The organism is Aquificaceae bacterium (assembly GCA_037722135.1).
In the GTDB taxonomy this organism is placed as follows: domain Bacteria; phylum Aquificota; class Aquificia; order Aquificales; family Aquificaceae; genus Pampinifervens; species Pampinifervens sericum.
Map to the genome: position 1 here is coordinate 1 of JBBKAW010000019.1, position 11,069 is coordinate 11,069.

The window sequence follows — 11,069 nt, forward strand, 5'->3', positions numbered from 1 at the left end:
TATAAGGGAAGAGATTCACCAGATAGAGAGAAGTGCAAGAACCTTCCTAAGGCTTACAAAGCTGGAAGCCCAGTCCTACAGTCCATCTTTCCAGACCTGCAATATAAAGAGCCTACTAAAAGAGCTTTTGAGGCTCTATCCATCGGAGAGGATAAGGAGCGAGCTTGAAGAAGTATTCGTTGAATGCGACCCAGAGCTTGCCATGGAGGTTTTTGACGTGCTTTTGGACAATGCCATAAGGCACGGAGAGGGAGAGGTTTGGGTTTTCTTAAAGGATGGCAAGCTAAAGGTAGAGAACCTATCCTCTAAACCCTTGGTGGATGGCATCTTTGAAAAGCCGGTGGGCGGTGTTGGGCTTTATGTGGCAAAGAGGCTCTGTGATGTTTTGGGTTGGAAAATAGGGGCAAAGCAAGAGGTAGAGGGTGAGCTGTATAAGGTTTTCTTCTGGGTGGAGTTTCCCAAGGGCGGTTAATCTTCTGTTAATCTTTTCTGAGGTATAATTGAAGCTGATGCTTTTAGCCTTTGTATTACTGCTTTGTAGCCTTTCCTTTGCCCTTGATTTGAAGGAAGCCATAAACTCCGCCATAGAGAACAGTCCCTATATAAAGGGGCTTTCCGCAGAAAGACTTGTCTACGAGGGAAAAAGGCTAAGCTACCGCTCAGGCTTGAATCCCAGCCTTTCTTTGGAGGTGGGGAACTTTGGCACTTCAAAGGAGAGTTTTTCAAAGGCACCACTTTATAACTTCACCTACTCTCAGCCTATTGTGTATCCAAGCATCTTGAGGCTTGCAGGTGAAGTCTACAAGTTTCAAAGCACCGCCTTGGACTATCGTATAGAAACGGAAAAAAACAGGCTTGCAAGCGAGGTATACTCCCTCTTTTATAATGCCCTTTATCTGAAAGAACTTCTAAAGGTTATGGAGGAGGAGCTTGCCCTTCAAAGGGAGATAAGGGATTTTGTGGAGAGGAGCTTTAAACTTGGTGAGACCACGAGGCTTGAGCTTTTGAGGGCAGAAAGGGAGCTTGAGCTCCTTGAGGGTGAAAGGAGAATAACAGAGGCAAGATACAGAGGTGTCCTTAAGGAGCTTTCGGTTATGGTGGGTAAGGACGTAGACAAGGTAGAGGGAGAGTTTACACTTCCTGAATGGAAGGAAATGAACCTTGAAGATACGCCTCTTTTTGCATACTATCGTCTTGGAAAAGAGAGCATATCCAAGCAGGTGGAGGTGGAAAGGCTCTTGGCAAAGCCTACCTACTCACTAAGCCTTACTGGAGAGAAGGTTGGGGACAGGGAATATGGCTTTAGGGTGGGTCTTACTGTGGGTCTTCCCATCTTTTACAAAAGACAGGGAGAGCTCTTAGAACTCAGTGCCCAGAGGGAGCTTCTGCTTGCGGAAGAAAAAAGTCAAAAACAAAAGGCTTTAGCCCAGCTTAACTCTTCAAAAACTCAGTATGAGGAGATAAAAAGACAGGTAGAAAGAATACAAAGGGAGCTAATACCACAGGCACAAAAGGAGCTTGAGCTTGCCTTCAAAAGCTACAAGCTAAGAACCATAACCCTTCTTGAGCTCTCTCAGACAAGGAAAAGCTACTATGACCTCTTAAAGAGGAAGTTAGAACTTCTCCTGCAGGCGCATACAGAGTATGCAAAGGGCATAGCCTACGGAGGGTCAAAATGGTGTGGATGTTATTGATACCCTTTGTGGTGTTTGCACAGGTTATAAGGGTAGAACCTGCAAGCATGGAAAAGCTGGGGATAAGAACGCAGAGGGTAAAGATAGAAACTCAAAGCCCAGAGCTTAGGATACCAGCCCAGCTAAAGGCGGACGCAAGCATGAGCGTGGAGGTTTACGCACCCATTGAGGGTATAGTAAAAAAGCTATACGCAAAGGAAGGAGACAGGGTTAGGAAAGGTCAGCCTCTGGCGGAGGTTTACTCTCCAAGGATAGCGGAGCTAAACGCTCAAATTCGTATGGCAAAGGTAAGGCTTCAGACCGCAGAAGACCTTCTCAAAAGGGAGGAACTCCTCTATAAGGAAGAGGTCATACCCTACGCAAGATACTTCTCCGCAAAGGTGGAATATGAAAGGGCACTTTCCGAATACAAAGCACTTTTGCAAAGCAGGGACTCTTTTGGAGAGGTCAGAGGGGACAACCTTTTGATAAGGAGTCCAAGGTCTGGGGTGATAGTGGAGCAGAAGGCGGTGCTTGGTTCTTCTGTGGGGTTGGGGAGTATGCTCTTTAAGGTCCAAGACTATTCAAGGCTGTGGGCTTATGCCTATGCGGACCCAGGCTTTAGGGTAGAGGGAAACAGCTTTTTGGAGTATGAGGGAAGGCTTTATCCTGCGAGGCTTGAGTGGGTCTCTCCGAGGCTTGACCCAGCCACTGGTAAACAGGTTCTGCGTTTTGTGGTGGAAAACAGGGACAGCAGTCTAAAGGAGGGGTTAAAGACGCAGATAGTAATAAGGGGAAAAGCCCAAAGGGGTGCTTGGCTTCCCGTTTCTGCGGTTCAGAGGGTAAAGGGTCAAGAGGTGGTCTTTGTGAGGGTAAAGGATGGCTTTGAGGTAAGAAGGGTAAGAGTGCTCCTTTCCTCTGGAAACAGGGTCATGGTGGAGGGTCTCTCCGACGGAGAAGAGGTGGCAACAGAGGGTGTTATATTCCTCAAGGCACAGGCGGAGCGATGATTAAGAGGCTCTTAGCATACAGGCTTTTTGTGCTTTTGCTCCTTCCCTTTGTGGTGGTCTATGGTGTGTATAGCTTTCTTAAAATCCCAGTGGATACCTTTCCAGACCCAACTCCCACGCAGGTGGTTATATACACAGAAACGCCCGGCATGTCCGCAGAGGAGACGGAGCTTCTCGTCACAAAACCTATAGAGTCCGCACTCTCTGGCATAAAGGATGCGGAGCTTGTAAGAAGTATAAGCCTGCCGGGGCTCTCTTATGTGAGCGTCTTTTTCAAGGATGGCACTGACATATACTTTGCCAGAAACCTTGTCTCTCAAAAGCTCTCGGAGGTGCAGGGGCTTTTGCCACAGGGTTTTGTCCCTCGCATGGGTCCAAACACCTCAGGTCTTGGAAACGTGATGTTCTACATCCTACAGGATACCACAGGTAAATACAGCCTTGAAGACCTAAAGACCTTTCAGGAGTGGAGGGTCAAGCCCATTATAAAGGCTGTGGATGGAGTGGAGGAGGTGTCCCAATGGGGTCCAGAAAAAGCCTTTCTTGTAAAGGTGGACACACAAAAGCTCCTTCAGTATAACCTAAGCCTGTATGACCTAATACATGCCCTTGAGGAATACGGACAAGTTGCAGGAGGAGGCTTTATCCAATCTCCCGAGGGTGATTTGGTGGTGCGTGGTCTTGGAAGATACGCAAGCGTAGAGGACCTGCTAAAAGTGCCTGTAAAAAAGACAGAGGATACCTACATAAAGCTCGGAGATATTGCACAGGTTGTCCCCGGTGAGCTTCCCAATAGAAGGGGTGCTTTTACCTACAAGGGTCAAGAGGTGCAGGGCAACATAGTCCTCAAAAGGGTTGGCGTGAACACTATGGAGCTCGTGGAAAGGCTAAATAGGGCAATAGAGGAAGCCAAAAAGGTCCTACCGCAAGGCGTGGACATAAAGGTCATATACGACCAAGCATACCTCACCCAGAAGGCTATTAGCACTGTGGAGAGAGCTCTCATAGAGGGTATAGTCCTCATAACCATAGCCATAGCCTTGTATCTTTGGAACTTGAGGGTGGCACTTCTTGTGGTGCTCTCTATCCCACTAACTCTCCTCATTACCTTTTCTCTTCTTAAGAACCTTGGCATATCCGCAAACCTTATGACCATGGGAGGTCTTGCTATAGGCTTGGGTCTCTTTGCGGATGCCAGCGTGGTGGTGGTAGAAAACATATACAGACACCTTTCAGAAAACCGTCAGGCTTCAAAGACCACGCTCATAGTCTCCTCCGTCCAAGAAATAGTAAAGCCCCTAACCTTTGCCATTCTCATCATCGCAGTGGTCTTTCTGCCCATCTTTACCTTTGAATCGGTGGAAGGCAAATACTACAAGCCTTTGGCTCTTACCATAATCCTTGCTTTGCTCTCCTCTCTCTTTGTTGCCTTGGTCTTTATGCCCGTGCTCTCCTACTGGCTTCTCAAGGGAGGGAAGGAAGAAAGTGCCCTCTTTTCCGCCTTGAGAAAAAGGTATGTTTCCCTTCTTTCCTTTGCCTTTAGGGTAAGACCTGTGGTGCTTTTGCTTGCCCTTACTTCCTTTGTGTTTTCTTTGTATTTGCTTTCAAGGGTTGGAAAGGAGTTTGCTCCACCCCTTGAGGAGGGTGCGGTGCTCGTAAAGTCCTTCCTTGACCCTAATGTGTCCCTTGAGGAAGCCAAGAGGGTGGCAAGGCTTGTGGAAGAGACCGCCTTAAAATACCCAGAGGTAGTCCACACCTTTTCCAACATAGGAAGGGCAGAAGTAGGAGAGCCAGAGGATGTGAGCTACATAGAAACCTTTATCATACTAAAGCCCGTAAGCGAGTGGAGGAGCTTTAAAAGCAGGGTTGAGTTTGAAGAGCTTCTAAGAAAGGACTTGGAGGGCGTGCCTGGCGTGGAGTTTAGCTTTACCCAGCCTATACAGATGCGTATAGACGAGCTTCTCTCCGGAGTAAAGGCAACCCTTGCCATAAAGGTGTTTGGAGAAGACCTTGAGAAGATAAATCAACTGGCAGGAGAGATAGAGAAGCTGGTAGCCCAGACAAGGGGTGCGGTGGACGTGGAAACGGAAGCTCAATCGGGTAAACTCCAACTTAGGATAGTTCCCAAAAAGGAGATGCTCCAGAAGTATAACCTTACCACTCAGGACATAATGAAGGTGGTCTCCTACTACCTTGGTGGTTCAGAGATAGCACAGCTCCAAGAGGAGACCATACTCTTCCCTGTAGTCCTAACCCTTAAGGAAAAAACCTTGGAAGAGGTAAAGTCTTTGCCCGTGCTTACGCATAATGGTAGCCTTCTTACCCTCTCGGAGGTGGCGGACGTATACATAGCGGAAGGCTACAACAAGATAAGAAGAGAAAATGGCATGAGGTATGCACTTGTTCAAAGCAATCTTACTGGAAGAGACTTGGGAGGCTTTGTGCAGGAGATAAAGACAAAGATAGAGAAAGACATAAAACTTCCCGAGGGATACTACATAGCCTTTGGAGGACAGTTTGAAAACCAAGAGAGGGCTATGAAGAGGCTCATGATAGCGGTTCCCTTGGCTATAGGGCTCATATTCTTGCTTTTGTATATGAACTACGCTTCTTTGAGGGATGCCCTTGTGGTTATGCTAAACGTGCCCTTTGCGGTAGTGGGTGGCGTTATAGCCCTTTACCTTTCTGGCTACAACCTCTCTGTGCCCTCTGCAGTGGGATTTATCGCAGTTTTCGGTATTGCGGTTCTAAACGGAGTGGTGCTTATCTCCTACGCAAGAAGCCTTATAGAGGAGGGTGTGCCCGTTAGAGAAGCTCTCTTCCAAGCAGGCTCAAGAAGGCTAAGACCCATACTTATAACCGCCACCGCCGCATCCCTTGGACTTTTGCCCATGCTCCTAAGCAGAGATATAGGCTCTGAAGTGCAAAAACCCCTTGCAGTGGTGGTAATAGGAGGTATATTTACTTCTACCATGCTAACTCTTGTGGTGTTGCCACTGGTTTACGAGCTGGTGGCAGGGAGGAGGAAAAATGGAACTCATTAAACTACACCCACCCTTTACCCACTTTGCCATAGCCATGCCCGTAGCCCTTTTGATAATAGACCTATACTATCGCATAAGGAAAAAGGACCCCGATGGTCTTCATATGACCTTTAGCCTACTTGGAAGCCTGTCGGTAGTGCTCGGAGCTATAAGCGGGATGATAGCCTACGAGCCTATAGAAGACAAGCTCTATCAAATAGGCATCTTCTCAACTCACAAATACTTGGGGCTTTTGTTGGCTGTGTATTTCCTTGCCTTGCTTGGTGTAAGGCTTAGCTTTTCAAAAACCCCAGCCATGAGGAGCTTGTTTACGGTGATGCTCCTGTTGGGAATCGCCCTCCTTTTTATACAAGGAAACCTTGGAGGCTCGGTGGTCTACGACCATATGGTAAAGCCTTGGCTTGAAAAGTAGTTATTCCGTGCCCCAGAGCCCTCTTCTCTTTTCCTTTGCTTCCCTTTGAGCTTGTAAGAACCTTTCCTGATACTTTACATTCGGAGGAATGGTGTATACCATAGCGTAGCCTTCTCTTAGGAGAAGCTCGTTGAGCATCCTGCCATCACTAAGCCAAACATAAGCCAAGAGCCTTCCATACCTGTCTGTTTTTTGCACGTCAAACTCAAGGTATACGGTTTCTCCTTCTGGTAGCAGTCTCTTGGTAAACTCCGTAGAAGCCTTACCCATTCTGATTATCTCCTCAACGCTTTTACCACTTCTTTCCGCATCTCTCCTTGCCTTGGGATTGTCCGAGCTCTCTGGAGTATCCACACCTATGAGCCTTACCCTCACGTTCTCGCCAGAGGAAAGCCTGCAGTGGAAAGTATCTCCATCCACCACACGCACTACAGTGCAAGGTGTGGTGTTTTCTGGAACTTTCGCTGGCTGGCTACCACCACAGGAGACTACCGCAAAAAACACCAAAATCAGTAGCTTTACATACAAACGCATGGAATAATTATAAACCAATTTGGTATGCTCCTGTGCTATATTTTTAAAAATGGAAAGAAAGCTCTGGGAAGAAGCTCTTGTTGAGGAGGTTATCTACCTTATAGCCCACCTTGCCCATGCGGAGCAACACCTTATGGAGCTGGAAGGCGAGACAAAACTTGAAGACCTCATAACCTACATAGACGAGCTAAGAAACAGAAGAAAAAGCGTGGGAAACCTTCTTTTCTCTATCCTTGAGGTTTCTGGCGAATCCGGTGGAGAGTTCAGGAGCAAGGTGGAAAGCCTTTGGTGCACTCTTAAGCATCTTTCTATGGCTATGGTTCACTGTGATGAGTCTGCGGAGAAGGTCATAAGAAGGTTAGACTGTGCCATGGCACAAGGGAGGGAGGAAGAGGCAAAGAAGCTTTCTGAAAAGCTCAAAGAGCTATACGACCTGAGGCAGGCTTTACGAAATTCTATAAGAGAGCTTCTTTTTGAGGTTTCCAAGAAGCTCACAAAGGGACCTGCGGTAAGATGCAGGGAAGACCTGTGTGTTTTAGAAGGAGAGGAAAATGCCCTACAAGGACCTGAGAGAGTTTCTCAAACTGCTTGAAAAGGAAGGTGAGCTTGCACGCATAAGGGAAGAGGTCTCTCCCATTCTTGAGATAACGGAGATTACCGACAGGGTCTGCAAAATGCCCGGCGGTGGCAAGGCTCTCCTCTTTGAAAGGGTCAAAGGCTACAGCACCCCAGTGCTAACAAACCTTTTGGGTTCGGAAAGGAGGATAAAGCTCGCCCTTGGCTATGAGAACCTTGAGGACATAGGCTGGAAGCTCTACAAACTCCTAAGACCAGAGATACCCCACACTTTCCTTGACAAGCTAAAAAGACTTCCAGAGCTAAAGAAACTAAACGACTCTCTACCAAGAATTGTAAAGGATGGGAGCATAAGGGAAAACATAAAGAGGGAAAGGATAGATATCCTTGAGTTTCCCGTGCTTCAGTGTTGGCCCAAGGATGGTGGAAGGTATATAACCTTTGGTCAGACCATTACCAAAGACCCAGAAAGCGGTATAAGAAACGTGGGTCTTTATCGCATTCAGGTCCTTTCTCCCACGGAGCTTGCCCTCCACTGGCAGATTCACAAGGATGGAAACCACCACTACTGGAAGGCAAAAAGGCTTGGCAAGAGGCTTGAAGTGGCAATAGCCATAGGTGGAGACCCAGTGCTTTCTTATGTGGCTTCCGCACCTCTCCCACCAGAGGTGGACGAATACCTCTTTGCAGGTCTTATAAGAGAAGAGGGAGTGGAGCTTATAAAGGGTATAACCGTAGACCTTGAGTATCCTGCCCATGCGGAGATAGTAATAGAAGGTTATGTAGACCCCTCCGAGCCTCTTGTGGATGAGGGTCCCTTTGGAGACCACACAGGCTTTTACACTCCCGTGGACAAATACCCCAAAATGCACATAACCGCCATCCTGCATAGAAACAACCCCATATACCTTGCCACTATAGTGGGTAAGCCTCCTCAAGAGGACAAATACATAGGTTGGGCTACAGAGAGGATATTCCTGCCTCTTATAAAGTTCAACCTGCCAGAGGTGGTAGACTACCACTTGCCTGCAGAAGGTTGTTTTCATAATTTCTGCTTTGTCTCCATAAAGAAACGTTATCCCGGACATGCCTTTAAGACCGCATACGCTTTACTTGGTCTTGGTCTCATGTCTCTGACAAAGCATATAGTGGTCTTTGACGAGGACATAGACGTTCATGACTTTGGACAGGTTTTGTGGGCTTGGGGCAACAACGTAGACCCCTCAAGGGATGTGCTAATTCTAAAGGGTCCCATAGATGTGCTTGACCACTCCACAAACCAAGTGGGCTTTGGTGGAAAGATGGTTATAGATGCAACCACCAAGTGGAAAGAAGAAGGCTACACAAGGGAGTGGCCCGAGGTTATAGAGATGTCTCAAGAGGTTAAAAAGAGAATAGACAGCCTATGGCATAGGCTTGGGTTGTAGCTTCCTCTTGTAAGCCTTTAGGGTATTCAAAAGCAAGGCACTAACGGTCATAGGACCCACACCCCCTGGCACGGGTGTTATGGCATAGACCTTTTCCTTTACCTCCTCAAAGTCCACATCACCCACTATCTTGTCTCCTACCCGTGATATACCCACATCCACCACCACCGCACCTTCCTTTACCATATGAGCCTTTATAAGGTGTGGCACGCCTGTGGCAGAAATAAGTATGTCCGCCTGCCTTGTGTATTTGCTTATGTCTCTTGTGTGTATATGACACACGCTTATGGTCGCATCCCGCCATAGCATCAAAAGACTAAGTGGTCTTCCCACAATAAAACCCGCACCCACAATAACCACATCCTTCCCCTTTACCTCTATGTTGTAGTGCCTAAGGAGCAGGTCTATACCAAGAGGGGTGCAAGGAATAAAGCCATCCTCTATACGCGCCACAAGCCTTCCCATATTCTCAGGGTGGAAACCATCCACATCCTTTTTGGGGCTTATGGCGAGGATAACTTCTTGCTGGTTTATGTGAGGTGGTAGAGGAAGTTGGACAAGAATACCATCCACCTCATCCTCTGCATTTAGCTGGGCTATAAGCTCAAGCAGTTCTTCGGTAGTGGTGTTCTCTGGAAGTTCATAGGATATGGACCTTATGCCTACCTTTTCGCAGGCTTTTTTCTTGTTTCCCACATAGACCTTGCTGGCAGGGTCATCACCCACAAGCACCACCGCAAGGGTAGGGGGTCTTAGACCCTTTGAGACAAAGGCTTCCACCTCTCTGCGTATATCCGCCCTTATCTTTTCTGATAGACTTTTTCCGTCAAGCAAAAGGTATGTGCCTATTGCCTTTTCCATCTTGTCCCCGCAGGCGTGTCCTCAAGAACTATGCCAAGCTCCTTTAACTTATCCCTTATGAGGTCTGAAATGTGATAGAGCTTTTCCTTTCTTACTAAGTTTCTGACCTCTACCAAAAGGTTTATTAACCTTTCGTCCAAAACCTGCCCCGCCTCCAACTCCCTTTGGACCACCCTTTCCACCTCACACTCTGGCTTGTAGTCCTCAAGAAGTCCAAAAACACCCCTTAGGTTCTTTATAAGAGAGTTGACCGCAAACTCATAAGCCTGTAGCTCCTGCAGAGATATTCTACCTTCAGAAAAGGCTTTGTTTCTTACCTTGTTGAGCTCAGAAACAAGACCATAGACCACCGCAAGAGCTTGAGGAGTATTAAAGTCATCACTCAAAGCCCCAAAGAACTCCTCTTCCGCTTCCTTGACCTTTTCAAAGAGAGGATGAGTGCCACGCTCCTCGTAAGTGGGTAGCTTCTTTAAAAGCTCAAGACCCTCAAGAGCGTCTATGAGCCTCTCGTAAGCTCTCTTTGTCTCCTCCATCTTCTCCCAAGAAAAGTCCAGAGGGCTTCTGTAGTGAGTAAAGAGCACCAAGAGCCTAAGGATATCAGGATGATATTTAGAGTAGACCTCCTTTAGGGTTATGTAGTTGCCAAGAGATTTAGACATCTTTTGACCACCCACCGTCACCAGTCCGTTGTGAACCCAATAGCGAGCAAAAGGCTTGCCAGTGAGTGCTTCCGCTTGAGCTATCTCATTTTCGTGATGAGGAAAAACGAGGTCAAGACCCCCACCATGAATATCTATAGTCTCGCCAAGATGCTTAAAAATCATAGCAACACACTCCGTGTGCCAACCCGGTCTCCCGGGTCCCCAAGGAGAATCCCAAGCAGGCTCGCCAGCCTTTGCGGACTTCCAAAGAGCAAAGTCAAGAGGATTTCTCTTTTTCTCCGATGGCTCTACCCTTGCACCAGCCTCAAGCTCCTCTATATTCCTCTTTGAAAGTTTACCATACTCAGGAAAGGCAGAAACAGAAAAGTAAACATCACCACCAGACTCGTAGGCATAACCCTTTTGAATAAGACCCTGTATAACCTCAATAATCTCCTTTATATGCTCCGTTACCCTTGGCTCCACATCCGCAGGCTTAACCCTTATTTTTTCCATATCCCTGTAGTAGCTTGCAATGTATCTGTTGGCAATAGTCATAAAGTCCGTGCATTCTTGAAGAGCCCTGTTTATTATCTTGTCATCCACATCGGTAAAGTTTCTCACAAACCTTACCCTATATCCCATATGCTCAAGAAAACGCCTAAGAACATCAAAGACTATAAGACTCCTCCCATGCCCCACATGAGAGTCATCATAAACCGTCACACCACAGGTATATATGGAAACCTTTGGCGGGTCTATTGGAACAAACTCCTCAACCTTACCAGTAAGGGTGTTATAAATGCGGATACTCATAGTAGTATTTTAGCACGCAAGAGACCACTTTGTGATACAATAAATCATAGATTAAACTTAGGGGTCTATAGCCCC

Annotated in this window: 10 protein-coding genes; 7 read left to right on the top strand and 3 right to left on the bottom strand. The window is 47.1% G+C overall.

Going from position 1 to position 11,069, the window contains the following annotated elements:
• The 5 genes from WKI49_01400 to WKI49_01420 form a co-directional block, all read left to right on the top strand.
• Nucleotides 1-472 (top strand): hypothetical protein (locus tag WKI49_01400; GenBank protein MEJ7621157.1); only part of this gene is annotated, 472 nt, incomplete at its 5' end.
• A 37-nt stretch (nt 473-509) separates the two neighbouring features.
• Entirely contained in the window at nt 510-1,694 is a 1,185-nt protein-coding gene (locus WKI49_01405) for a TolC family protein (GenBank protein MEJ7621158.1), read from the top strand.
• Complete coding sequence (locus tag WKI49_01410; protein MEJ7621159.1) at nt 1,676-2,683, top strand: efflux RND transporter periplasmic adaptor subunit; 1,008 nt, start codon at nt 1,676-1,678, stop codon at nt 2,681-2,683. The genes WKI49_01405 and WKI49_01410 overlap by 19 nt, the downstream gene beginning before the upstream one ends.
• Entirely contained in the window at nt 2,680-5,727 is a 3,048-nt protein-coding gene (locus tag WKI49_01415) for a CusA/CzcA family heavy metal efflux RND transporter (protein ID MEJ7621160.1), read from the top strand. Before WKI49_01410 ends, WKI49_01415 begins: the two co-directional genes overlap by 4 nt.
• Nucleotides 5,714-6,139, top strand: a complete 426-nt coding sequence (locus WKI49_01420) for a DUF2231 domain-containing protein (protein ID MEJ7621161.1) — start codon at nt 5,714-5,716, stop codon at nt 6,137-6,139. The genes WKI49_01415 and WKI49_01420 overlap by 14 nt, the downstream gene beginning before the upstream one ends.
• Here the strand turns inward: WKI49_01420 and WKI49_01425 are convergent, their stop codons facing one another.
• The gene (locus tag WKI49_01425) at nt 6,140-6,673 is read right to left on the bottom strand and encodes a thermonuclease family protein (protein MEJ7621162.1); all 534 of its coding nucleotides are present in this window, start codon (nt 6,671-6,673) and stop codon (nt 6,140-6,142) included.
• Between the two features lie 49 nt (nt 6,674-6,722).
• Here WKI49_01425 and WKI49_01430 point away from each other — a divergent pair, with 49 nt between their 5' ends.
• Together WKI49_01430 and WKI49_01435 are read left to right on the top strand one after the other, a co-directional pair.
• Nucleotides 6,723-7,265, top strand: coding sequence for a hypothetical protein (locus tag WKI49_01430; protein MEJ7621163.1), 543 nt, complete (start codon nt 6,723-6,725; stop codon nt 7,263-7,265).
• A complete protein-coding gene (locus WKI49_01435; GenBank protein ID MEJ7621164.1) occupies nt 7,225-8,676 on the top strand; it encodes a menaquinone biosynthesis decarboxylase in 1,452 nt (483 codons plus the stop codon). Before WKI49_01430 ends, WKI49_01435 begins: the two co-directional genes overlap by 41 nt.
• Here the strand turns inward: WKI49_01435 and folD are convergent.
• Both folD and cysS read right to left on the bottom strand, forming a co-directional pair.
• Nucleotides 8,653-9,537: a bifunctional methylenetetrahydrofolate dehydrogenase/methenyltetrahydrofolate cyclohydrolase FolD gene (folD, locus tag WKI49_01440; protein ID MEJ7621165.1), complete on the bottom strand. Its 885-nt coding sequence runs from the start codon at nt 9,535-9,537 to the stop codon at nt 8,653-8,655. The genes WKI49_01435 and folD overlap by 24 nt on opposite strands.
• Entirely contained in the window at nt 9,522-10,994 is a 1,473-nt protein-coding gene (cysS, locus tag WKI49_01445; protein MEJ7621166.1) for a cysteine--tRNA ligase, read from the bottom strand. The genes folD and cysS overlap by 16 nt, the downstream gene beginning before the upstream one ends.
• Between the last annotated feature and the right edge of the window lie 75 nt (nt 10,995-11,069).